Raw genomic sequence first — 22,716 nt, forward strand, 5'->3', positions numbered from 1 at the left:
ACGCGCCGCTCGGCGCTGCTTCTGGGAACGGCCACCGCCGCCGGCCTCGGCCTGCCGCGCGCCTTGCGCGCCGCGCCCGAGCAGCCTCCCGTCCAGCCTTCCTCTGCCCAGGCTCCCGCCGCCCAGACCCCTGCCGCGATCGACAGCCCGTTCTTCGCCGACCGCGTGGCGGCCGGCGCGCTGCCCCCGGTCGGCGACCGGATTCCGGACGTTCCGCGCGTCATCGACATGGCGAGCCTCGGGCGCAGGGCCGGCCGGCACCGTGGCAATATCCGCCTGCTGATGGGCGACCAGCGCGACCTGCGCATGATGACGCTCTATGGCTATACGCGCCTGGTCGTCTACGACGACAAGCTCGAGCTCGTCCCCGACGTGCTGGAGAGCTTCAACGTCGATGAGGGGCGCATCTTCACGCTGCGCCTGCGGCCCGGGCATTGCTGGTCGGACGGATCACCGCTGACGAGCGAGGATTTCCGCTACTGGTGGGAGGATGTCGCCAACAACAAGCGCCTGTCGCCGGGCGGGCCGCCTCAGGCGCTGTTCTCGGCGGGCGAACCGCCGGTCTTCGAGATCGTGAGCGAGACCGAGGTCCGCTATAGCTGGAAGGCGCCCAACCCGATCTTCCTGCCGGCTCTGGCCGCCGCCCAGCCGACCTATATCTTCATGCCCTCGCAATATCTGCGGCAATTCCACGAGCGCCACGCGCTGAAGCAGGAGCTCGCCGCGAAGATCAAGGAGAACCGGGTTCGCGACTGGGGCGCCCTGCACGAGCGCAACTCCCGCATGTACCGGCCCGAGAACCCCAAGCTTCCGACCCTCGAGCCCTGGCGCAACACCACGCCCCTGCCCGCCGAGCAGTTCGTTTTCGAGCGCAACGCCTATTTCCACCGCATCGACGAGAACGGCCGGCAATTGCCCTATGCCGACGAGGTGACGATGACGATCGGGACGAGCGCGCTCATCCCGGCCAAGGCCGCGGCCGGCGAGGCCGACCTGCAGGTGCGCTACATCCGCTTCGACAACTACACCTTCCTCAAGGAAGCCTCGAAGCGGATGAATTTCGAGGTCAAGCTCTGGAAACGGGCCGAGGGCGCCTATTTCGCGCTGCTGCCCAATCTCAACGCCATCGACCCCGTCTGGCGCGACCTCAACCGCGACGTCCGCTACCGGCGGGCGATCTCGGTCGCGATCAGCCGGACCGACGTCAACAAGGTGATCTTCTTCGGCCTCGCCCGCGAAAGCGGCAACACGGCCTTGCCGGAAAGCCCGCTCTACGACCCGGCCCTCGCCTCGCTCTGGATCCAGCACGATCCCGGCCTCGCCAACCAGCTCCTCGACGAGATCGGCCTGACCAAGCGGGACGATGACGGCGTGCGCCTCCTGCCCGACGGGAGACGGCTCGAATTCACCATCGAGACCGCAGGCGAGAACACCGAGGAGACCGACATCCTCGACCTGCTGAAGCAGAACTTTCTCGATGTCGGCATCAAGATCTATCCGCGCTCGAGCCAGCGTGACGTCTTCCGGCGTCGCATCGTCGCCGGGCAGACGATCATGTCGGCCTGGGCCGGCATGGACAACGCGCTGGTCACGCCGGAGATGGAGCCGGACGCGCTCGCCCCGACCTCCACTGCCCAGTTCCAGTGGCCGCGCTGGGGCCAGTTCATCGAGACCAATGGCCGCGAAGGCGAGCGCCCGTCGCTCCCCGAGGCGAACGAGCTCGTCAGGCTCTACAACGAATGGCGGATGAGCGTGACGACGGCGCAGCGCCGCGAAATCTGGCAGAAGATGCTGCGGATCAACGCCGAGCAGCTCTTCACCATCGGCGTCATCAACAGCACGCTGCAGCCCATCGTGGTGTCGCGCGACCTCAACAACGTTCCCGATCACGGGCTTTACAGCTTCGAGCCCGGGGCCTTCCTCGGCCGCTACATGCCAGACACCTTCTGGTTTCGTAGAAAGAAAGACGGCGAGGGCTGAGCGGTGCTCTTTCGCTACATCTTCAAGCGCATCCTGATCATGATCCCGACGCTGCTGGTCACCAGCGCGCTGATCTTCACCGTGATCAACCTGCCCGAAGGCGATTATTTCGAGACCCTCGCCGCCGAGATGCAGGCGCAGGGCGAGAAGGCCGATATGAGCCGCATCGAGTTCCTGAAGAAGGAGTACGGCTTCGACAGGCCCCCGGTGGAGCGCTATGCCTGGTGGGTCGCGGGCCTGCTCCACGGCGATATGGGCTATTCCTTCGAATACCAGCGCCCGGTGCGGGAGATCGTCGGCGACCGGCTCCTGCTGACGATGATCGTCTCCTTCGCCACGATCCTGTTCACCTGGATCGTGGCCTTCCCGATCGGGATCTATTCCGCGACGCATCAATATAGCTGGGGCGATTACGGCCTGACCTTCCTCGGCCTGATCGGGCTTGCCGTGCCGCACTTCCTGCTGGCGCTCGTCTTCATGTACTTCGCCAATCTCTGGTTCGGCCTCTCGATCGGCGGTCTCGTCGATCCGCAATATCTCAACCAGCCGATGAGCTGGGCGAAGCTCAGATCGGTGCTGGAGCATCTCTGGATCCCGGTCATCATCATCGGTGCCGGCGGCACCGCGGGCATGATCCGGGCGCTGCGCGCCAACCTGCTCGACGAATTGCAGAAGCAGTACTACACCACCGCCCGCGCCAAGGGCCTGCCGCCGGGCAAGGCGCTGCGCAAATACCCGTTGCGCATGTCGCTCAATTTCTTCATCTCCGATATCGGCGACATCCTGCCCTCGATCGTCTCGGGCGCGGAGGTCGTGGCGATCGTGCTGTCGCTGCAGACGACGGGCCCGCTGTTGATCCGCGCCCTGCAGAGCCAGGACATGTATCTCGCCGGCTCCTTCCTGATGTTCCTCTCCTTCCTCACCGTGATTGGCGTGCTGATCTCGGACATCGCGCTGGCCATCCTCGATCCGCGCATTCGCTTGCAGGGGGCTGCAACGAAGTGACCGCGAACTCGCTCAAGGATCTGCCGCCCGAGGGCGCGCCGCTGCCGCATGCGGTCTCGACGGCCCCGTTCGAGCCCTATGCCACCGAGGAGATGACCGCCGAGCAGGAGCGGGTCTATCTCGCCTCGCAATGGCAGTTGATGTGGTGGAAGTTCCGCAAGCACAGGCTCGCGGTGATCTCGGCCGTCCTCATCTTCGTGATCTATGCGATGGCGGCCTTCGCCGAGTTCCTTGCGCCCTATCACTACAGCACGCGCAACACGGATTTCATCCGCGCGCCCGGCCAGCAGGTCCGCCTCTTCCACGAGGGCGCGTTCGTCGGCCCCTTCGTCTATCCCTTCAAGCTCCATCTCAACATGGAGAACCTGAAGCGCGAATATGCCGAGGATCGCGAACGGCCGGAGAAGCTGCGCTTCTTCTGCCGCGGCGACAGCTACAGCTTCTGGGGGCTCGTGCCGGGCAATCTGCACCTCGTCTGCCCGCCGGAGGGCGGCACCTTCTTCTGGCTCGGCTCGGACCGGCTCGGCCGCGACATGCTCTCCCGCATCCTCTATGGCGGACGCATCTCGCTCTCGATCGGCCTGATCGGCGTCAGCATCTCCTTCGTGCTCGGCGTCATCATCGGCGGCATCGCCGGCTACTATGGCGGCCGGGTCGACCTCGTTGTCCAGCGCATCATCGAGATCGTGCAGTCGCTGCCGCATATCCCGCTCTGGCTGGCGCTGGCCTCGATCATGCCGCCGTCCTGGAGCCCGGTGGTGGTCTATTTCGGCATCACCGTGATCCTCGGCCTGATGGACTGGACGGGGCTCGCCCGCTCGGTGCGCTCCAAGCTGCTCTCTCTGCGCGAGGAGGATTATGTCGTTGCCGCCCAGCTCATGGGCGCGCGGCCGCGGCGCATCATCGCGCTGCATCTGGTGCCGGGCTTCATGAGCCATCTCATCGCCTCGGCGACGATCACCATCCCCCGCACCATCCTCGGCGAAACGGCGCTCTCCTTCCTCGGCCTGGGCTTGCGGCCCCCGATCACGAGCTGGGGCGTGATGCTGAACGAGGCCCAGAACATCAATGTGGTGGCGCTCTATCCCTGGCTGCTCTATCCGGTCATCCCGGTGATCGTGATCATCCTTGCCTTCAACTTCCTCGGCGACGGCCTGCGCGACGCGGCCGATCCTTATCGCTGAGACATCGCCACGCCGCCTGCGAACCGACTTTGCGCATCGCTTTCCACACTCCGCTCAACCTGTACGACGATGACGGCGTCTCCGGCGACCGCCGCATGGCGCGCCAGCTCGTCGCGGCCCTGCGCTCGCTCGGCCATGTCGTCGAGCCGGTGAAGGCGGGACGGGGCTATCTGGCCGGTTCAGACGCGACCGCCCTCGCCCGGCTCGAAGCCGACGCCGCCGGATTGCGCGAGCGCCTGCTCACCTCCTGGCGGGACGGGGCGGCCGAGCCCCCCGATCTCTGGTTCACCTACCACAACTACTATCGCGCCCCGGACCTGCTCGGCCCGGAGATCGCGGCCGCGCTCGGCATCCCCTATGTCACGGCCGAAGCAAGCGACGCCGCGCAGCGCGCCCAAGGCGAATGGGCACGCCACACGGCGCTCGTGCGCCATGGGCTCGAGGCCGCCGACACGCATTTCTTCTTCACCGACCGCGACCGGCAAGGGCTCGAGCCCTGGCGCCAGGAAGGGACCGCGCTCCTGCCGCTGCCGCCCTTCGTCGCCTTCGACCGCGAGCCGCCCCGGCACATCGCCCGCAGCGGCGCGCCGCGCCTCGTGACCATCGCGATGATGCGCGAGGGCACCAAGCTGAACAGCTATCTCGCGCTGGCCCGCATTCTCGAACGCATCCGCGACGAGGACTGGAGCCTCAGCGTCATCGGCGACGGGCGCAAGCGCGGCGAGATCGAACGGGCTTTCGCCGGCTTGCCCGCCGGGCGCATCGCCTGGCTCGGCTTGCTGGACCGCGAACGGGCGCTGGCCGAGCTCGCGGCTCATGACGTCTTCGTCTGGCCGGGCATGCGCGAGGCTTACGGGCTGGTCTATCTCGAAGCGCAGGCGACAGGACTGCCGGTCGTCGCCTTCGACAGCGGCGGCGTCTCGACCACCGTCGAGGCCGAGAAAACCGCCCTGCTGGTGCCGGAAGGCGACGAGGCCGCCTTCGCCGCCACGCTCTCGGCCCTGTTGCGCGACGGCGCCAGGCGCGCTGCCATGGGGGCGCAGGCGCGTCGCTTCGTGCTGACCGAGCGCACCACGGAGCGGGCCGCCGAAAGGCTGGCGGCGGGCCTCGCCATCGCCTGCCGCAACCGCAGCCTGAAGCGCCGCGCCGCGACCGAAAGGGAGGCTCCATGAGCGCCGCCCTCTGGTCTCCCCTCATCGAGGAACTTGACCACTGGCACGCCGCCGGCCGGCAACTCCGGCTCTGGCTGCGCGATGACGACGCCGTCGGTCCCAGCGCCGCGCTCGACCGGCTCGCAACCTGTGCCGAGCGCTTCCATGTGCCGGTCCTGCTCGCCGTCATCCCCATGCTGGCGGAAACCGCCCTTGCCGGGAGCCTGCGCGACAGCCCGGCGCTCCTGCCCTGCCAGCACGGCTGCTGGCATCGCAACCATGCCCCCGCCGGGGCGAAGAAATCCGAATTCGGGCCGGATCGCGCGCCAGAGGCTGTCGATACCGAGATCGTGAAAGCCTCGTTGCGCCTGCGCGACGTGCTGGGCGAGGCCATCCTGCCGGTCTTCGTGCCACCCTGGAACCGCATCGATCCGGGCCATGCTGCCCGCCTGCCGGAGCTCGGCTTCACGGCGCTGTCCTGCTTCCGCGATCATCGCAACGGCCCCGATGGCGGGCCTCAACTCCTCAACACCCATATCGACGTGATGGACTGGCATGGCGGGCGCATCGGCCGGAATCCCGCCGGATTGATCGCCGAAATCGTGGATCTGCTGATGGAATGGCGCGGGCGGCCGCAAGGGCCCGACACGCTCGGCCTCCTCCTGCACCATCGCGATCACGACGAAACCGCCTGGGCTTTTCTCAGCGACCTGCTTGCGCTGGCGGACAGCCACTCTGCCGTCGCGCTCGCCGATCCGCGCAGCCTGATAGGCCGGGGCGGCACGGCATGAAAAAAGCGGCATCTCCCTCGGTCAGGCAGGCTTGGATCGCCCTCGGCGCCACGCTATAGGTGGGTACAACCATGCTGCAGCATGGCTGTCTGGTGTGCTCGGCCCCGCCAGGAAGTCGTCTGACCCGTTGTGGAGGCCGGCGTTCCCATGTCGTCCAATGTCATTGATCTGGTGGGCCCCGAACGGAGCCCGCGCAGTTCCCACGCCCCGCGTGTGCTGATCTACAGCCACGACACCTTCGGGCTGGGCCATATCCGGCGTTGCCGCGCCATCGCCAACGCGCTGGTCGCGAGCTTTCCGCACATCTCGGTCATCATCGTCTCGGGTTCCTCGGTGATCTCGAGCTTCCAGTTCGGCGACGGCGTCGACTATGTCCGCATCCCCGGCGTCGAGAAGCAGAGCGACGGCCATTACGGCCCGCATCACCTCAATCTCGAGCTCGACGACACGATCCGCCTGCGCACCGACATCATCAAGCAGACGGTGCTCTCCTTCGATCCGGACGTCGTGATCGTCGACAAGGAGCCCGTCGGCCTGCGCGGCGAGCTCAAGCCCGCGCTCGACATCCTGCGCCGGCGCGGCGCCCGTATCGTGCTCGGCCTGCGCGACGTGCTCGACGAGCCAGGCAAGCTGCTCGAGGAATGGCGCCACAGCGGTGCGCTGGAAGCGCTCGACACCATCTATGACGACGTCTTCGTCTATGGGCTGGAGAGCGTCTACGAGCCGCTCGCCGGCCTGCCGGATCAACAGCGCTTCTCGGCCAAGACCCGCTATCTCGGCTATCTCAAGCGCGCGGTGCCCTCGCCCATGCCGCCCAACCGCTATCCGCGCATCACCAAGCAGCCCTTCATCCTCGTCACGCCCGGCGGCGGCGGCGACGGTGCCGGTGTCATCGACTGGGTGATCTCGGCCTATGAGGCGGACCCGACGATCGCGCTGCCGGCGCTGATCGTCTTCGGTCCGTTCATGTCCCGCGAGAAGCGCAAGGATTTCGCCGAGCGCATCGCGCGCAATCCCAAGCTCGAAGGGCTCGGCTTCGAGCCGCGCCTCGAACTGCTGATGAACCGCGCCCACTGCGTCGTCGCCATGGGCGGCTACAACACCTTTTGCGAGATCCTGTCCTTCGACAAGCCGGCGCTCGTCGTGCCGCGAGTCCGGCCGCGGCTGGAACAGGCGATCCGCGCCCATCGCGCCGAGGAGCTGGGGCTGATCGACGTCCTGGCCGACCCCGCCCAGGACGGCGACGGTGTACGCGACCCCATGGTCATGGCGGCAGCGCTCCACGCCCTGCCGAAGCGGCTGCCGCCGTCACAGGCCTTCGTGCCCGATCTGCTCGACGGCCTGCCCGCGATCTGTCGCGCGCTCGCCGAGAACCTCTCCTCGCCGGTGCGGACGCGTGCCCTGGCGCCGAGCGTGGCCTTGAGCTGAGCTGCGACATCTTGCAACCACCGCGGCAGCCATCTCGATGCTGGCAAAGTGCCGGTCGGCGGATTAAGCCTCAGTCATGACGCTCTCGAATTCGCTCGTCCCCATCGCCGTCGGTGCCGTTGCGGTGGTGCTGCTGCTCGGCCTGATCAACATGATGCGCGGCGGCAGCGCCAACACCTCGCAGAAGCTGATGCAACTGCGCGTCCAGCTTCAGTTCCTTGCCATCGTCATCGTCGTCTTCGTGCTCTGGTGGCGCAGCGGGCCGTGATTGGCCACGATGTTGCAAACATTTGAATCAATTTGACTTTCCGAATCGAAGGCGCTGTGGATCGAGGCCTTCAGGAAGGGCTTTGCCACAATCCGAACACGAGTGTGTGCGCTTCACTAACGCCAGTTTCCCTTCTCCGCCGGTGATCATGGTTCGCGTCGCGTTGCTTCTTGTTGCCGGTTGCCTGCTCAGCTCGCCGGGCTGGGCACAATCGAGATCACTGTCGCCGGCCGTGTCGAGCTACGCGCCCGCCGCGGAACCGCCCGCTCCCGCCTGGGAGGCGCGCATCGGCGGAGGCCTCGCGAATCCGGGCGGCCGCGAGGGCGGATTGGCCAATATCGCCGGCGAGGTCCTGTCGCCGCGCCTCGTCCCGCTCAGCGACCGCATCGCCGCCGCCTTCATCCCGCGCTTCAACATCGGCTCCAGCGTGAACCTCAACGGCACCCGCTACGCCTATGCCGGCGCGGCCTGGACCTTTGACATCAGCAAGGACATCTTCGTCGAAGCGAGCCTCGCGGCGGCGGTCCATGACGGCAAGACCGGAGCGATCATCCCGGAAAATCGCCTGAGCCTCGGCTGCAACGCCGGCACGCGCGAGGCGGCGGCGCTCGGCTTCCGCCTGTCCGATCGCTGGAACCTCGTCACGACGCTCGAGCATTTCAGCACGGCGGGCTGCTCAAGCCAGCCCGGCACGGCGTCGCCGCGCGGCCCGGCCAATATCGGCGCCAAGCTCGGCTACACCTTCTGACATCAGGATGAGGACGGGGCGGCGAAGAGCCTGCTTCCGTCGAACCCGCGCCGCGCTATAAGCGGTGCATGGTCAAGCTCAACCGCATCTACACCCGCACCGGCGACGACGGCACCACCGGCCTGACATCCGGCCCGCGCCGCCCGAAATTCGACCTGCGGGTCGCGGCCTACGGCACCGTCGACGAGACCAATGCCTGCATCGGCCTGGCGCGGCTTCATGCCGCAGCCGAGGATGCCGAGGTCGACGCGATGCTCGGCCGCATCAGCAACGACCTCTTCGATCTCGGCGCGGATCTCTCGACGCCGGAGACCGACAAGCCCCTCACCTTCGAGCCGCTGCGCATCGTGCAGTCCCAGGTCGACCGGCTCGAAAACGAGATCGACCAGCTTAACGGGACGTTGGCGCCGCTGCGTTCCTTCGTGCTGCCGGGCGGCACGCCTGCGGCAACGCATCTGCATCTCGCCCGCACCGTCAGCCGCCGGGCCGAACGCCTGATGGCGGAGCTCGCCGCCATCGAGGGCGAGGCGGTCTCGGGCCCGGCCCTTAAATACATCAACCGGCTCTCGGATTTCCTGTTCGTTGCATCCCGCTTCCTCAATGCGAAGGCCGGTGGCGACGTTCTCTGGATTCCCGGACAGAACCGCTAGAGCCGGCCATGTTCGTCCCGATCTATGATGGCGTGCCGCTGCGCTTCACCCGCTCAGCCTTCATCACCTACGGGCTGGTCGCGGCCTGCACGGTGATCCAGATCGCGCTCCGGTACTGGCCGCATCAGGAGAGCGACATCGCCATGATGGCCGGCTTCGGGATGATCCCCTCGGTGCTGTTCGGCACGGCCGTACTGCCGGAAGGGCTGGTTCACGCGCCGGCCTGGCTGACCCCCTTCAGCAACATCCTGCTCCATGCCAGCTTCGCACATCTCATCGGCAACATGCTGTTCCTCTGGGTCTTCGGCGACAATGTCGAGGACGCGATGGGCCATGCCCGCTTCCTCGCCTTCTTCTTCCTCTGCGGGCTCGGCGGCTCGCTCGCGCACGCGCTGGTCTATCCGGATTCGGAGCAGCCGCTGGTCGGCGCATCCGGCGCGATCTCGGGCGTCATCGCCGCCTATCTGATGCTTTATCCGCGCGTTCGGATCTGGGGTCTCGCCTTCAAATGGATCCCGGTCCACGTCCCGGCCGTCTATACGCTCGGTGGCTGGATCGTCTTCCAAGCCGCCTCGGCCTGGTTCGATCCGCAAGGCAATATCGGCTGGTGGGCCCATCTCGGCGGGCTCGCCACCGGAGCGGCGCTGACGCCCCTGTTCATCCGCCGCGGCGTCACCCTGTTCGGGCGTCGGGCCGCGCAGCCATGACACTGCCCGTCCCGGCTTCGATTCCGCCCGGATTGCGCCGGCTGACGGCGTTGACAAGCGCAAATGCCCATCGCTACGGTCCGACCGCATTCCAGCCGAAGGCCGCGATGCCGCCATCCCGCTCTCTCCGGCGGCGCGGCGCAAGGCGCATTTCTTCTGAACGGTGATCTGACGATGAAGATCTTGGTGCCCGTGAAGCGGGTTGTTGATTACAACGTGAAGATCCGCGTGAAGGCGGATGAGTCTGGCGTCGAGCTTGCGAACGTCAAGATGTCGATGAACCCGTTCGACGAGATCGCCGTCGAAGAGGCGCTGCGCCTGAAGGAAGCCGGCAAGGCGACCGAGGTGATCGTGGTTTCGATCGGCCCGGCTCAAGCCGCCGAGACGATCCGCACGGGCCTGGCCATGGGCGCCGACCGCGGCATCCTCGTGAAGGTCGATGGGCTGGTCGAGCCGCTGGCGGTGGCCAAGCTCCTGAAGAAAGTGGTCGAGCAGGAGGCCCCCGGCCTCGTCATCCTCGGCAAGCAGGCGATCGACGATGACGCCAACCAGACCGGCCAGATGCTCGCCGCGCTGCTCGGCTGGCCGCAGGGCACCTTCGCCTCGAAGGTCGTGGTCGGCGACGGCTCGGTCGACGTCACCCGCGAGGTCGATGGCGGCCTGCAGACGGTCCAGCTCAAGCTGCCGGCGATCGTCACCACGGATCTGCGCCTGAACGAGCCGCGTTACGCCTCGCTGCCCAACATCATGAAGGCGAAGAAGAAGCCGCTCGACGAGACCTCGGCCGAGACGCTTGGCGTCGATGTTTCGCCGCGCCTGAAGGTGCTGAAGACCGAGGAGCCGGCCGGCCGCTCCGCCGGCATCAAGGTGGCCAATGCCGCCGAACTCGTCTCCAAACTCAAGACCGCCGGGGTGATCTGATGACCACGCTGCTGATCGCCGAACACGACAACGTTTCCGTCAAGGACGCCACCGCCAAGGCGCTGACCGCCGCCGCCCAGCTCGGCGCACCCGTCCATATCCTCGTCGCCGGTGAGGGCGCCAAGGCCGCGGCCGATGCGGCTGCGAAGCTCGCGGGCGTCGAGAAGGTGCTGCTCGCCGACGACGCGGCCTACGGCCGCGCGCTGGCCGAGCCGCTGGCCGCGCTGATCGTCAAGCTGGCAGGCGCCTACGACGCCATCGTCGCCCCCTCCACCACCACCGGCAAGAACGTGCTGCCGCGCGTCGCCGCCCTGCTCGACGTGATGCAGGTCTCGGACGTCACCAAGGTCGTCTCGCCCGACACCTTCGAGCGCCCGGTCTATGCCGGCAACGCCATCCAGACAGTACAATCCGCCGACGCGAAGAAGCTGCTCACGATCCGCACCGCCTCCTTCCAGGCGGCCGGAGAAGGCGGCTCGGCTGCCGTCGAGAGCGTCTCGGCCGCCGAGAACCCCGGCAACTCGTCCTTCAAGGGCGAGGAGGTCGCCAAGTCCGACCGTCCGGAGCTGGCCTCGGCCAAGATCATCATCTCGGGCGGGCGGGCGCTGGCTTCGGCCGAGAATTTCACCAAGGTGATCGAGCCCGTCGCCGACAAGCTCGGCGCCGCGATGGGCGCCTCGCGCGCCGCGGTCGATGCCGGCTACGCCCCCAACGACTGGCAGGTCGGCCAGACCGGCAAGGTGGTCGCGCCCGAGCTCTACATCGCGGTCGGCATTTCCGGCGCGATCCAGCATCTCGCCGGCATGAAGGATAGCAAGGTCATCGTCGCCATCAACAAGGACGAGGAGGCGCCGATCTTCCAGATCGCCGATTACGGCCTCGTCGGCGACCTCTTCACCGTCCTGCCGGAGCTCGACGCCGAACTCGGCAAGGCCGGCAAGTAAGACTTGGACTGAACGTGCCGGGCCGCCCCCATGGGCGGCCCGTTCGCTCCCGCGGGGAGCGGGAAAGATATCGGGATCGGATCATGTCGGACCAGGCGATCAGGAAGATCGGCATCATCGGGGCGGGCCAGATGGGCAACGGCATCGCCCATGTGGCGGCGGTGGCCGGGTTCGACGTGAAGCTGCACGACCTCGCCGAGGAGCGCATCAATGCGGCGCTGGCGACGATCGACGGCAACATGGCGCGTCAGGTGATGAAAGGCGCGCTTGCCGAGGACGAGCGCCGCGCGGCCATCGGCCGGATCGAGGCGGCCCCGGGGCTGGAGAATCTCGGCGAGTGCGACCTCGTCATCGAGGCCGCGACCGAGAACGAGGAGGTCAAGCGCAAGATCTTCACCGCCGTCTGTCCGCATTTGCGGCCGAAGGCGATCCTGGCCTCCAACACCTCCTCGATCTCGATCACCCGGCTCGCGGCCGCGACCGACCGGCCCGAGCACTTCATCGGCATTCATTTCATGAACCCGGTGCCGCTGATGCAGCTCGTCGAGCTGATTCGCGGCATCGCCACCGATGACGGCACTTTCGAGCTCGCCAAGGACTTCGTCGGCAAGCTGCACAAGACGGCTTCGGTGTCGGAGGATTTCCCGGCCTTCATCGTCAACCGCATCCTGCTGCCGATGATCAACGAAGCCGTCTACACGCTCTATGAGGGCGTCGGCTCGGTCGAGGCGATCGACGTCGCCATGCGGCTCGGCGCCAACCATCCGATGGGGCCGCTCCAGCTCGCCGACTTTATCGGCCTCGACACCTGTCTGTCGGTGATGCAGGTGCTGCATGACGGTCTCGCCGACTCGAAATATCGCCCCTGCCCGCTGTTGGTGAAATATGTCGAGGCCGGCTGGCTCGGCCGCAAGACCAAGCGCGGATTCTACGATTATCGCGGCGAGAAACCCGTCCCGACCCGCTGAGCGAGCCTTGCGGCACCTCCTGCGCCGCGAAGATGGCGGGTTTCCCTGCCCGCCATGGCGAGGGGAAATGCCTCTCGGTCACGCGCAGGCATGTCGCACCCGCAACAAGTTCCTTCACATTCCTGTCGTCTCGCGCTTACATTGATCGTCAGGCGGGATTCGTCCCGCTGACGAAGCGGAGGTGCGACGGGTTTGACGGCGCATGTGATGCATCCGATGGCGTCGCCGGACGGCTGTCCGGCTCTCGTCCTCAATGCCGATTTTCGGCCACTGAGCTACTATCCGCTATCTCTCTGGAGCTGGCAGGACGCGATCAAGGCGGTCTTCATGGACCGCGTCAACATCGTCTCGGAATACGATACGGTGGTCCGCAGTCCGAGCTTCGACATGCGGCTGCCCTCGGTCGTCTCGCTGAAGAGCTACATCAAGCCATCGCGGACACCGGCCTTCACCCGCTTCAACGTCTTCCTGCGTGACCGCTTCGCCTGCCAATATTGCGGCACGCGCGACGAGCTGACCTTCGACCATGTCGTGCCGCGCTCGAAGGGCGGGCTCACCACCTGGGAGAACGTCGTCGCGGCCTGCTCGCCCTGCAACCTGCGCAAGGGCGACAAGATGCCGGCCTATGTCGAGATGTTCCCGGCCCAGAAGCCCTATGCGCCGACGGTCAACGACCTCCATCGCAACGGCAAGCTCTTCCCGCCGAACTACCTGCATGAGAGCTGGCTCGACTATCTCTACTGGGATTCCGAGCTGGAGCCGTAAGCCGCATCCTTCATCGCGCCCCTCCACCATCGCCCGGCTGCTGCAGGAATTGCCTCAGCAAATCCATCGGCAGGGGGAACACCACTGTCGAGGTGCGCTCGCCGGCGATGTCGTGCAGGGCTTCGAAATAGCGCAGTTGCATGGCTTGCGGCTCGGCCGCCAGCATGCGTCCCGCCTCGACCAGCTTTGCCGCCGCCTGCTGCTCGCCATCGGCGTTGATCACCTTGGCCCGCCGCAGCCGCTCCGCCTCGGCCTGTTTGGCGATGGCGCGGACCATGCTCTCGTTGAGGTCGACATGCTTGATCTCGACATTGGAGACCTTGATTCCCCAGGCATCGGTGCGCTGGTCGAGAATCTCCTGGATGTCGCTGTTGAGCCTGTCGCGCTCAGCCAGCATCTCGTCGAGCTCATGCTTGCCGAGCACCGAGCGCAAAGTCGTCTGCGCCAGCTGGTTGGTGGCCGTCATGAAATCCTCGACCTGGATGATCGCGCGCTCGGCATCGACGATGCGGAAATAGAGCACCGCATTGACCTTCACCGAGACGTTGTCGCGCGAGATAACATCCTGCGGCGGCACGTCCTGCACCACGACGCGCAGGTCCACGCGCACCATCTGCTGGACGAACGGGACGAGGATGATGAGGCCCGGCCCCTTGACCCCGGTGAAGCGGCCGAGCGTGAAGACCACGCCGCGCTCATATTCCCTCAGGATGCGGATCGCAGCCGACAGGAACAGCGCTGCCAGCAGCGCTATGATCAGATAGGCCACATAACTGACGATCATCGCTTTGCTCCGTCATTTGCCGCATCGCGCCGCCGCACTGTCAGCACGAGGCCGCTGACGGCGGTCACCTCCGCGCTGCCCCCCGGTGCGATGGGCTCGTCGGCCTTCGCCCGCCAGCGTTCGCCGAGCGCCAGCACATGGCCCTCGCCGCCGTTCCAGTCGAGGACGTCCACGGCAAGGCCGCGCATGGCCTCGCCGCCAATGCGCGGCGGATTGCGACGCGCCGTCCAGAAATAGGTTCCGGCAAGCAGGGCGAGTGCCAGGCTGAGCACAGCGGCGGGGCCGATGACCGCCCAGGACACGCCGAAGCCCGGCCCCTCGGTCTGAAGCAGCATGGTGGAGCCGAGCAGGAAGGCGGCTGCGCCGCCGAGCCCCAGCACGACCGTCGGATTGAAGGTCTCGATGATGAGGAAGGCCACGCCGAGCAGCATCAGGGCAAGCCCGGTATAGTTGATCGGCAGCTGATCGAGCGCGTAGAGGCCGAGCACGAGGCAGATGGCTCCGACGACACCGGGCGCCACCGCGCCGGGGCTGACGAATTCGAAGACGAGGCCATAGAAGCCGACCAGCATGAGGATGACGGCGGTGTTCGGATTGGTGATGACGGCGAGAAGCCGGATGAACCAGCCGGGCTCCAGCGTCTCAACGGCCAGGCCCTTCGTGGCCAGAACCTCCTTCTTGCCGGCCACCTCGACGGTGCGGCCATCGGCCAGTTGCAGGAGTTCGGCCGTGTCGCGGGCGACGAAGTCGATGACACGCTGATCGAGCGCTGCGCTGGCCGAGAGACTCGCCCCCTCGCGCACGGCCTTTTCGCCCCAGTCGCCATTGCGCCCGCGCAATTCGGCAAGCGAGCGGATCAGCGCGACCGCGTCATTGGTGACCTTGGTCGTCATGGCATCGACGGGCGCCCGCGCGCCGGTGTCCTTCCCGATGCCGCCCGGGCCGTTATCCTTCTCGCCGCCGGGGAGCGAGGGCAGCCCACCGATCTGCACCGGGGTGGCGGCCCCGAGATTGGTGCCGGGTGCCATCGCCGCGACATGGGTGGCGTAGAGGATGTAGGTGCCGGCGCTCGCCGCATGGCCCCCCGCCGGAGCGACATAGCCGATGACGGGAACAGGAGAGGCCAGGATGTCGGCGATCATCTCGCGCATCGAGGTGACCAGCCCGCCCGGCGTGTTCAACTGCAGGATGAGGACCGCGGCCTTCCGCTCGGCAGCGACGTTCAGCGCCTGCTTGAGCTGGCGGGAGCTTGCCGGACCGATGGCGCCGTCGATCGCGACACTCAAAGCGACCCTGCCCGCCACCGTTTGCGCGGGAGAGAAGGAGGAGAGGATCGCCGCGGCCGCGACAGCCGCCGCGAAAAGGGCCACCCGCGCGAGTCTCACGCTCAGAACTCCGTGGAATCCATATGGGGTGGATTCCTGCGAAATCCATGAGGCCGGCAACGGCGGCGGAACGGCCGATGCCTCGCTGGCGTCCGTCTGCGCGGGCTCAGTTGACGAGCTTCTCCGTCCGCTTGTCGAAGACCCGCAGGCTGTTCGCCTCGGCCCCGAAGGCGACCGCATCGCCGGGCTTGAACGAGACCGTCGAGGGCGCGCGGGCAACCAGCTGGCCGGCCGGCAAGTCGAGCAGGACGAAGGTTTCGGAGCCATGCGGCTCGGCCACCCGGACCCTGCCCTCGATTCGGATCGGGAAATCGCCACGCCCGCCGGCGAGCAGATGCAGTTCCTGCGGCCTCACGCCGAGAACGATGGGCTGGCCGGCCTCGACACCCCGCGGCAAGCCGCCGAGGCCGGAAAGATCGACGGCAGCGGCATTGGCCTCCAGCTCCACGTGGCCGTCGGCGACAATCCCGTCGATCATGTTCATCTCCGGCGTGCCGATGAAGCGCGCGGTGAAGATGTCCGCCGGCCGGTTGTAGAGATCCATCGGCGCGCCGACCTGCAGGATGCGGCCGTCGCGCATCACGACGATCCGGTCGGCAAGCGACATCGCCTCGACCTGATCATGCGTGACGAAGACGATGGTGCTGCCGAGCCGCTGGTGGAGCTGCTTGATCTCCAGCCGCATCTGGCCGCGCAGCTGGGCGTCGAGATTGGAGAGCGGCTCGTCGAAGAGGAAGGCGACGGGATCGCGCACCATCGCCCGGCCGATCGCCACGCGCTGCCGCTGCCCGCCGGAAAGCGCGGCGGGGCGCCGTTCGAGATAGGGTTCCAGGCTCAGGGTCTTCGCCGTCTCGCGGATCCGGGCCTGCTTCTCGGCCTTGGAGAGCTTGGAGGTGTAGAGCCCGAAGCCTATATTCTGCGCCACGGTCAGATGCGGGTAGATCGCGTAGTTCTGGAAGACCATCGCGATGTTGCGGTGCTTGGGTTCGCGGTCATTGACCACCTGGCCGCCGATGCGCAGCGTCCCGCCCGAAATTGCCTCCAGCCCGGCGATCATGCGCAAAGTCGTCGATTTGCCGCAGCCCGAGGGGCCGACGAGCACGACGAACTCGCCGTCATCGATCGTCAGGTCGATGCCGTGGACCGTGGTGATGCTGCCATAGCGCTTGACGATCTGCTCCAGCTCGATGCGTGCCATCATCCACCCTTTGCGATCTCGTGAACGCGGCGTTCGAGCTCGGCGGCCGCGGCGCTTTGCCGTTGGGCGATGTCCGTCGCGTGCCGATCGAATCCATCGAGCGCCTCGCGATAGCCGGCAAAGGCGGCATCGAGCGCTGCCGGCGCCGGGCCGCCGAAACGGTCGCGAACCGCGACGAAATGCTCCGGCGAGACCATCCGGGCGAATTCGGCCGCATCCGCCGCCGGCTTGCGCCCGACATGGTGCTCGAAAGCCGTGGTGAAGGCCGGATAGCCGTCGGTCGGCAAATCGCCGGCCATGGCCACGACGGCCCGGGCGACATCGGCGGCGATCTCGTGGCCGAGCCGGAAGGACAGCCCCTCGCTGCGCACCAGCCAGTCGGCAAGCTCGGTGATCGTGGCGCAGGAGCGGCTGAGATTGACCGCGACCCGGTCCGGGTCGATTTGCCCGGCGCGGATCGTCGCGGTCAGCAGGTCGAGGACGCGAAGCCCGACATCGATCGCCTGATAACCCATCTCATGGGTCTCGGACTCGCTGTCGGTCATGTCCGTGAAGGGGGTGTTGTGCATCACGTCGACCACGGCACGGGCACGCCCGACCGCCTGGCCCGAGAGATGGCGCAGATGCTCGAACGGCACCGGATTGCGCTTCTGCGGCATGATCGAGGAGATCTGCACGAAGGCGTTCGGCAGATAGAGCTGCCCGACCTCGAAGCTCGACCAGAACTGGAAATCCTGGACCGGCCGGCCGAGATGCAGGAACAGCAGCGAGACCGCGCTGTAGATCGAGGTCAGGTAGTCGGTCGCGGCGATGCAGGAATAGGAGTTCTGCAGTGGCGCGGCAAAGCCGAGAAGGTCGGCCACGCGCTGCCGGTCGATCGGAAAACCCGAAGTGGTGATCGCGGCCGCGCCGAGCGGGCAGAGATCGACGATGCCGCGCGCGGCCTCGATCCGCTCGATGTCGCGGATCAGGATCTCGATGATCGCCGCGAGATAATGCCCATAGGTCGTCGGCTGGGCCGGCTGGCCATGGGTATAGGCGACGATCAGCACGTCGCGGTCGCGCGTGGCGGTCTCGATCAGCGCCGCCAGCAATTGTCGGCAGGCCGCGAGCAGCCGGTCGATGCGCGGCAGCAGGTCGAGCTTGAGGAAGGTGTGGTCGATGTCGTTGCGCGAGCGCGCCGTGTGCAGCCGCCCGCCGATATCGGTCCCGGCGCGCGCCTTCAGCTCACGCTCCATGTAGAAGAAGTAGTCCTCGACATCCCCGCCATAGGCGAGCGCGGCCGGGTCGATCTCGTGCTCCATCGCCAGCAGCGCCCGGGCGATCGCCGCGCCCTGGCCGGCATCGAGAATGCCGGTCTCGACCAGCATGACGAGATGGGCGCGGTCGATGCGGCGCAGCGCGCTGGCATGGTGGTGGCGGGCGCCGTCGAAGAGCGGCCTCAGCACGGTCTCGCGATAGACCGGATCGGGAAAGCGCGATCGGTCGTTGGTCTGTAAGGAACCCATAGCCTAGCCTTTGACCCCGGCGAGCATGACGCCGCGTACGATGTAGCGTTGGAAGAACAGGAAGATCGCCAGCGTCGGAATGGTGGCGAGCGCCGCCCCCGTCATGATCAGCTCCCACTGGATCGACTGCTCGACGGCGAAACTCGAAAGGCCGACCGGCAGCGTGTAGAGCGACGGGTCGGTGGTGACGATCAGCGGCCAGAAGAAGGCCGTCCAGTTGCCGAGGAAGGTGAAGATCGCCAGTGCCGAGAGCGCGGGCGTGACCAGCGGCAGCGCCACCTTCCACCAGATCGCGAACTCGTTGAGGCCGTCGACGCGGGCCGCCTCGAGGAAATCGTTCGGCACCGTCTCGAAGAATTGCCGCATCAGGAAGACGCCGAAGGCGGTGACCAGCCCCGGAAACATGATGCCCCAATAGGTGTCGATCCAGCCGAGCTTGCTCGCCATCAGATACCAGGGAATGACCAGCATCTCGGTCGGGATCATCAGCGTCGACAGGATCGCCAGGAAAACCAGGCGGCGGCCGGGAAAGTCGAATTTCGCCAGCGTGTAGGCGACGAGGCTGTCGAAGAACAGACAGGACAGCGTGACGATCGTCGCGATCAGCGTCGAGTTCAGGAACCAGCGGACGAAGCGGCCGTCGGACAGAACCTTGACGTAGTTGGCGAGCGTCGGCTGCTCGGGGATCAGCCGCAGATCGTAGACATGGCCGGCCGTCTTGAGCGATGTCGAGAACATGAAGAGCAGCGGCGTCATCATGACGATGCCGCCGAGGAAGAGGATCGTCCAGGCGACGATCCGGCCGGGGCGAATGGTGCTGCCATAGGCGTAGGAGGGCTTTGCGCTCTCGCTCATCTCAGCGGCTCCTCAGGATCCAGAGCTGCGCCATCGAGATCGAGAACAGGATCACGAAGAGCACGACGGTCTGGGCCGCGGCATAGCCCATCTGGTAGGAGGAAAAGGCCGTCTGGTAGATCATCAGCACCAGCGGCTTGGTCGAGTTGAGCGGCCCGCCGGGGTCATTGCTGGTCATGTTGTAGACCTGGTCGAAAATCCGCAGGAAGCCGATCGACGAGAACACGACGAGGAAGACGGTGGTCGGCTTCAGCAGCGGGATGGTGATGCGCGTCAGGATCGCCCCCTCCCCCAACCCGTCGATGCGCGCCGCCTCGTAATAGCTCGTCGGAATGGCGCGCAGGCCCGCCATGAAGATGATGATCTGGAAGCCGAGATGCGCCCAGATCGCGGTCAGCATGATCGCCGGCAGTGCCTGATCGATCGAGCGCAGGAAGGGCTGGGCCGGGATGCCGACGGAGCCGAGGATGCTGTTGATCACACCGATCGGCGGCGGCTGGTAGAACCAGCGCCAGACCCAGGCCATCGCCGCCGCCGTCGTGAGATAGGGCAGGAAGTAGAGCGCCCGGATCAGCCCGTGCAGGAAGGTCACCCGGTCGAGATAATAGGCGATGGCGAAGGAGAGCAGGATCGCGATCGGCGTGCCGAAGACGAGATAGGCGAAGGTGTTGCGGAAAACCTGCCAGAACACCGGATCGGCGAAGAGCTTGCGATAATTGTCGAGGCCGACGAAGCGCGCCTCGTTCAGCAAATCCCAGTCGGTCGTCGACAGGTAGAAGCCTTCCAGCGTCGGGTAGAAGCGGACGATGGCGAAGAACAGCACCGGCAGGGCGAGGAAGGTCCAGGCCCAGACGATCTGCTTCGTCGAAATCGACAGCCGCCCCCAGACCCCGCTGGCGCCGGCGCTCCGGGGCGATAATGTCACGGACATGCGCGGGCCTCTTATTTGGCCTTGAACTTGTCGAGGATGGCCTGCTCACGCGTGGCCGCCGCATTCAGCGCGTCCTTGATCGGCGTGTCCTTCAGCAGCACGGCGTTGATCATGTCGATCGAGACCTGGCGCTGGGCCGCCTCGTCGACCATCGGCGGCGTCGCCGCATAGTCGAGCCCGCGGATGAAGGGGCCGTAGATCGGGTCCTTGATATTGGCCTCCGTCAGCGCGACGGCGCGCCGGGCCGGCAATTCGCCGACCTTCTCCAGCCAGATGTTCATCGCCTTCTCGGAGGAGATGAAGGCCATGAACTTCTCGGCCGCCGCGAGCTTCTCGCCCGTCGCCGAAGCGCCGATGGCGTTGGCGAAATAGCTGCCGAAATTGGCCTTCTTGCCGTCGTGGGTCGGCAGCTCGACCACGCCCCATTTGAAGCTCTGGATCGTCTTGTAGGAGGCGACGCGGAAGGTGCCGTCCACCACCATGCCGGCGAGGCCCGCACGGAAGGCCGCCTGGCCCTCGTCCATGAAGCTCTCCTGGCCGACACGGTGCACCTTCTGCAGGCCGGTGTAGAAGGCGAGCGCCTTTTCTCCGGCCTCGGTGTTGTAGGCGACCTTGCTGCCATCGGCGGAATAGGATTCGCCGCCATACTGACGCACCAGGATCTCGCGCCACCAGTTATGGTCCTGCCGGGCGATGTCGAGCGCGATGCCGACCTGCTGGAAATTCCCGGCCGCATCGCGCTTGGCGATCGCCTTGGCGGCCGCGACGAACTCGTCCAGCGTCTGCGGCGGCTTCTCCGGGTCGAGCCCGGCCTTCTGGAACAGGTCCTTGTTGTAGAACAGGGCCATGGAGCGAACCGCGGTCGGCAGGCCGTAATATTGCTCGCCACGCTTCATCGCCGAGACGATCGGGAAGAAATCGCGCTCGATCTCGGCATTCTTGAATGTGGTCTGCGGCAAGGGCTGGACCAGCTTGCCGGCGATGAAGGTGTCGAGCCAGCCATAGAAGAGCTGCATCACCTCCGGGCCGCGCCCGGCCGCCTTGGCCGCGATCAGGCGCGTCTGGTAGTCGGCATAGGGGAAGGTGACCTGCTTGACGGTGATGCCGGGGTTCTCGGCCTCGAACTGCTTGATCAGCTCGGTCATCGCCTGGACGCGGGTGTCGAAGACGTATTGCCAGTACTGGATCTCGACGGCCTGCGCGCGGCCGGAGCCGGCGGCGAAGACGCCGAGCGCCAGCGCAGAGGCCAGAAACGATCGGCGGGCGACCTTCATGAAATTCATCTGGGGCATCCTCCCGGGAGCATCACTGTTTTCCAGCGTATTATGCAAGCGCTTGCATGCTACGGAGATGCGTGAATTTGTCAACAGGCCCTGATATGGGTTATTTCTGGCAAGTACCCGGCAAGCGACTAACGCCTTGCCGCATGATGAAAGCAAGCGCTTGCACAAGAATGCCGCCGATCTGAAGACGCTCGCCCTGCAGCTCGGTCTGTCGCAATCCACCGTGAGCCGCGCCTTGCGGGCCCATCCTGGCATTCCCGAGACGACCCGCCTGCGCGTCGTCTCGGCGGCCGAGGCGGCCGGCTATCGGCCGAATGCGCGTGCCCGCAGCCTCGCGCTCGGCCGGGCCGAGACGATCGGGCTGTCCTTTCCGCTCGAGCGCCTGCAACTGCCCGAGACCAATTTCGTCGATGTGCTGGCGGGCATCTCGACCGCCATCACCAGCCGCAACTACAATCTGCTGCTGTCTCCCTTTCAGGGCGACGAGGCTGCCGTCCTGCGCCGGCTCGCCTCGTCGAAGGCGGTCGACGGCATCATCATCACGCGCCCCCTTGTCGACGATCCCCGCATCGCCTTGCTGAACGAGCTTCGCCTGCCCTTCGTCGTGCATGGGCGCAGCGAGGTGGAGGAGCCCTATTCCTTCGTCGACACGGACAATGACAACGCCTTCGAGCGCCTGACGACCCTGCTCCTCGATTACGGGCATCGGCACATCGTCGCGATCAACGGCCTCGCGCAGTTCCGCTATGTCGCGGCGCGCGCGGCGAGCTTCCGGCGTGCCTTCGCCGCGCGCGGGCTGACCCCGCCGCCGGATGCGATCGAGTTCGTCTCGATGACCGAAGCGACGGGCTACGAGACCGCGATGCGTCGGCTTTCCGATGCGAAACGGCCGACCGCCTTCCTGTGCGGTTCGGTTTTCCAGGCGCGCGGCGTCTATCGCGCCCTGGGCGAGCACGGGCTGAAGGTCGGCATCGACGTATCGGTGGTGTGCCACGACGACGGCGTCAGGGGCTTCAGCGCTGCCGATTTCGTGCCGTCGCTGACGGCGACAGCGACCTCGATCCGCAGCGCAGGCGAGGAGCTTGCGCTGATCCTGATCGACCTGATCGAGGGGAAGGTCCCCGGACCCATCCGCAAGATCATGCCCTTCGAGCTCGTCCTGCGCGATTCCGTCGCGTTGGCGAGACCAGAGCCGTAGAGGCCGGCATCGCCCGGCCTTCGCGACGGCCGGGCGCCGGGGCGACCGGCTCTACCGACCCGGA

General features: G+C 66.5%; 22 protein-coding genes. 15 read left to right on the forward strand and 7 right to left on the reverse strand.

What is annotated here, in order from left to right; translation table 11 throughout:
* The first annotated feature begins 63 nt into the window (after positions 1-63).
* From AB6806_RS10670 to AB6806_RS10735, 14 genes are all read left to right on the forward strand, one after another.
* A complete protein-coding gene (locus AB6806_RS10670) occupies positions 64-1,980 on the forward strand; it encodes an ABC transporter substrate-binding protein (protein WP_370954660.1) in 1,917 nt (638 codons plus the stop codon).
* Positions 1,981-2,019: 39 nt separating this feature from the next.
* The gene (locus AB6806_RS10675) at positions 2,020-2,985 is read left to right on the forward strand and encodes an ABC transporter permease (protein ID WP_038364407.1); all 966 of its coding nucleotides are present in this window, start codon (positions 2,020-2,022) and stop codon (positions 2,983-2,985) included.
* Positions 2,982-4,169, forward strand: a complete 1,188-nt coding sequence (locus tag AB6806_RS10680) for an ABC transporter permease (RefSeq protein WP_370954576.1) — start codon at positions 2,982-2,984, stop codon at positions 4,167-4,169. The genes AB6806_RS10675 and AB6806_RS10680 overlap by 4 nt, the downstream gene beginning before the upstream one ends.
* A gap of 29 nt (positions 4,170-4,198) precedes the next feature.
* Positions 4,199-5,341 (forward strand): glycosyltransferase family 4 protein, encoded by a 1,143-nt coding sequence (locus AB6806_RS10685; RefSeq protein WP_370954577.1) that lies wholly within the window; start codon positions 4,199-4,201, stop codon positions 5,339-5,341.
* On the forward strand, positions 5,338-6,111 hold the full coding sequence (locus tag AB6806_RS10690) for a polysaccharide deacetylase family protein (RefSeq protein ID WP_185747955.1): 774 nt from the start codon (positions 5,338-5,340) through the stop codon (positions 6,109-6,111). The genes AB6806_RS10685 and AB6806_RS10690 overlap by 4 nt, the downstream gene beginning before the upstream one ends.
* A 147-nt stretch (positions 6,112-6,258) precedes the next feature.
* On the forward strand, positions 6,259-7,539 hold the full coding sequence (locus AB6806_RS10695; protein ID WP_051988119.1) for a glycosyltransferase family protein: 1,281 nt from the start codon (positions 6,259-6,261) through the stop codon (positions 7,537-7,539).
* A 76-nt stretch (positions 7,540-7,615) separates the two neighbouring features.
* Positions 7,616-7,807, forward strand: a complete 192-nt coding sequence (locus AB6806_RS10700; RefSeq protein ID WP_038363727.1) for a twin transmembrane helix small protein — start codon at positions 7,616-7,618, stop codon at positions 7,805-7,807.
* A gap of 232 nt (positions 7,808-8,039) precedes the next feature.
* The gene (locus AB6806_RS10705; protein WP_185747956.1) at positions 8,040-8,555 is read left to right on the forward strand and encodes an acyloxyacyl hydrolase; all 516 of its coding nucleotides are present in this window, start codon (positions 8,040-8,042) and stop codon (positions 8,553-8,555) included.
* A gap of 68 nt (positions 8,556-8,623) precedes the next feature.
* A complete protein-coding gene (locus tag AB6806_RS10710; RefSeq protein WP_142022063.1) occupies positions 8,624-9,205 on the forward strand; it encodes a cob(I)yrinic acid a,c-diamide adenosyltransferase in 582 nt (193 codons plus the stop codon).
* Positions 9,206-9,213: 8 nt separating this feature from the next.
* Positions 9,214-9,912, forward strand: a complete 699-nt coding sequence (locus tag AB6806_RS10715; protein ID WP_038363723.1) for a rhomboid family intramembrane serine protease — start codon at positions 9,214-9,216, stop codon at positions 9,910-9,912.
* Between the two features lie 174 nt (positions 9,913-10,086).
* Positions 10,087-10,833: an electron transfer flavoprotein subunit beta/FixA family protein gene (locus AB6806_RS10720; RefSeq protein ID WP_370954578.1), complete on the forward strand. Its 747-nt coding sequence runs from the start codon at positions 10,087-10,089 to the stop codon at positions 10,831-10,833.
* Positions 10,833-11,777, forward strand: coding sequence for an electron transfer flavoprotein subunit alpha/FixB family protein (locus tag AB6806_RS10725; protein ID WP_142022064.1), 945 nt, complete (start codon positions 10,833-10,835; stop codon positions 11,775-11,777). The genes AB6806_RS10720 and AB6806_RS10725 overlap by 1 nt, the downstream gene beginning before the upstream one ends.
* 83 nt (positions 11,778-11,860) lie before the next feature.
* On the forward strand, positions 11,861-12,745 hold the full coding sequence (locus tag AB6806_RS10730; RefSeq protein WP_038363715.1) for a 3-hydroxybutyryl-CoA dehydrogenase: 885 nt from the start codon (positions 11,861-11,863) through the stop codon (positions 12,743-12,745).
* Positions 12,746-12,952: 207 nt separating this feature from the next.
* Positions 12,953-13,510, forward strand: coding sequence for an HNH endonuclease (locus AB6806_RS10735; protein ID WP_038364399.1), 558 nt, complete (start codon positions 12,953-12,955; stop codon positions 13,508-13,510).
* 10 nt (positions 13,511-13,520) lie between these two features.
* Here AB6806_RS10735 and AB6806_RS10740 read toward each other — a convergent pair whose 3' ends face one another.
* The 7 genes from AB6806_RS10740 to AB6806_RS10770 form a co-directional block, all read right to left on the reverse strand.
* Complete coding sequence (locus AB6806_RS10740; RefSeq protein ID WP_370954579.1) at positions 13,521-14,294, reverse strand: slipin family protein; 774 nt, start codon at positions 14,292-14,294, stop codon at positions 13,521-13,523.
* Positions 14,291-15,679 carry an NfeD family protein gene (locus AB6806_RS10745; RefSeq protein WP_038363678.1) on the reverse strand — a complete coding sequence of 463 codons (1,389 nt, stop codon included), beginning with the start codon at positions 15,677-15,679 and terminating at the stop codon, positions 14,291-14,293. The genes AB6806_RS10740 and AB6806_RS10745 overlap by 4 nt, the downstream gene beginning before the upstream one ends.
* 106 nt (positions 15,680-15,785) lie before the next feature.
* Complete coding sequence (locus AB6806_RS10750) at positions 15,786-16,877, reverse strand: ABC transporter ATP-binding protein (RefSeq protein WP_038364392.1); 1,092 nt, start codon at positions 16,875-16,877, stop codon at positions 15,786-15,788.
* On the reverse strand, positions 16,877-18,385 hold the full coding sequence (locus AB6806_RS10755) for an argininosuccinate lyase (RefSeq protein ID WP_370954580.1): 1,509 nt from the start codon (positions 18,383-18,385) through the stop codon (positions 16,877-16,879). The genes AB6806_RS10750 and AB6806_RS10755 overlap by 1 nt, the downstream gene beginning before the upstream one ends.
* 3 nt (positions 18,386-18,388) lie before the next feature.
* Positions 18,389-19,240, reverse strand: a complete 852-nt coding sequence (locus AB6806_RS10760; RefSeq protein WP_038363673.1) for a carbohydrate ABC transporter permease — start codon at positions 19,238-19,240, stop codon at positions 18,389-18,391.
* A gap of 1 nt (position 19,241) precedes the next feature.
* Positions 19,242-20,171 carry a carbohydrate ABC transporter permease gene (locus AB6806_RS10765; protein ID WP_051988112.1) on the reverse strand — a complete coding sequence of 310 codons (930 nt, stop codon included), beginning with the start codon at positions 20,169-20,171 and terminating at the stop codon, positions 19,242-19,244.
* Positions 20,172-20,182: 11 nt separating this feature from the next.
* Positions 20,183-21,454 (reverse strand): extracellular solute-binding protein, encoded by a 1,272-nt coding sequence (locus AB6806_RS10770; protein WP_370954581.1) that lies wholly within the window; start codon positions 21,452-21,454, stop codon positions 20,183-20,185.
* Positions 21,455-21,614: 160 nt separating this feature from the next.
* Between AB6806_RS10770 and AB6806_RS10775 the strand changes: the two genes are divergently transcribed.
* Entirely contained in the window at positions 21,615-22,652 is a 1,038-nt protein-coding gene (locus AB6806_RS10775; RefSeq protein WP_051988111.1) for a substrate-binding domain-containing protein, read from the forward strand.
* The last annotated feature ends 64 nt before the right edge of the window (positions 22,653-22,716 follow it).

The sequence above is a fragment of the Allobosea sp. RCC_152_1 genome (genome assembly GCF_041360765.1).
GTDB classification, from domain to species: Bacteria; Pseudomonadota; Alphaproteobacteria; order Rhizobiales; family Beijerinckiaceae; genus Allobosea; species Allobosea spartocytisi.

Bases quoted from the DNA above. Each gene is read 5' to 3' on its own strand.
- AB6806_RS10740 (WP_370954579.1), bottom strand. From the start codon at position 14,294: ATGATCGTCAGTTATGTGGCCTATCTGATCATAGCGCTGCTGGCAGCG.
- AB6806_RS10715 (WP_038363723.1), top strand. From the start codon at position 9,214: ATGTTCGTCCCGATCTATGATGGCGTGCCGCTGCGCTTCACCCGCTCA.
- AB6806_RS10730 (WP_038363715.1), top strand. From the start codon at position 11,861: ATGTCGGACCAGGCGATCAGGAAGATCGGCATCATCGGGGCGGGCCAG.
- AB6806_RS10700 (WP_038363727.1), top strand. From the start codon at position 7,616: ATGACGCTCTCGAATTCGCTCGTCCCCATCGCCGTCGGTGCCGTTGCG.
- AB6806_RS10735 (WP_038364399.1), top strand. From the start codon at position 12,953: ATGCATCCGATGGCGTCGCCGGACGGCTGTCCGGCTCTCGTCCTCAAT.
- AB6806_RS10770 (WP_370954581.1), bottom strand. From the start codon at position 21,454: ATGAATTTCATGAAGGTCGCCCGCCGATCGTTTCTGGCCTCTGCGCTG.
- AB6806_RS10695 (WP_051988119.1), top strand. From the start codon at position 6,259: ATGTCGTCCAATGTCATTGATCTGGTGGGCCCCGAACGGAGCCCGCGC.
- AB6806_RS10710 (WP_142022063.1), top strand. From the start codon at position 8,624: ATGGTCAAGCTCAACCGCATCTACACCCGCACCGGCGACGACGGCACC.
- AB6806_RS10720 (WP_370954578.1), top strand. From the start codon at position 10,087: ATGAAGATCTTGGTGCCCGTGAAGCGGGTTGTTGATTACAACGTGAAG.
- AB6806_RS10755 (WP_370954580.1), bottom strand. From the start codon at position 18,385: ATGGGTTCCTTACAGACCAACGACCGATCGCGCTTTCCCGATCCGGTC.
- AB6806_RS10725 (WP_142022064.1), top strand. From the start codon at position 10,833: ATGACCACGCTGCTGATCGCCGAACACGACAACGTTTCCGTCAAGGAC.
- AB6806_RS10675 (WP_038364407.1), top strand. From the start codon at position 2,020: ATGATCCCGACGCTGCTGGTCACCAGCGCGCTGATCTTCACCGTGATC.
- AB6806_RS10690 (WP_185747955.1), top strand. From the start codon at position 5,338: ATGAGCGCCGCCCTCTGGTCTCCCCTCATCGAGGAACTTGACCACTGG.
- AB6806_RS10750 (WP_038364392.1), bottom strand. From the start codon at position 16,877: ATGGCACGCATCGAGCTGGAGCAGATCGTCAAGCGCTATGGCAGCATC.
- AB6806_RS10760 (WP_038363673.1), bottom strand. From the start codon at position 19,240: ATGAGCGAGAGCGCAAAGCCCTCCTACGCCTATGGCAGCACCATTCGC.
- AB6806_RS10765 (WP_051988112.1), bottom strand. From the start codon at position 20,171: ATGTCCGTGACATTATCGCCCCGGAGCGCCGGCGCCAGCGGGGTCTGG.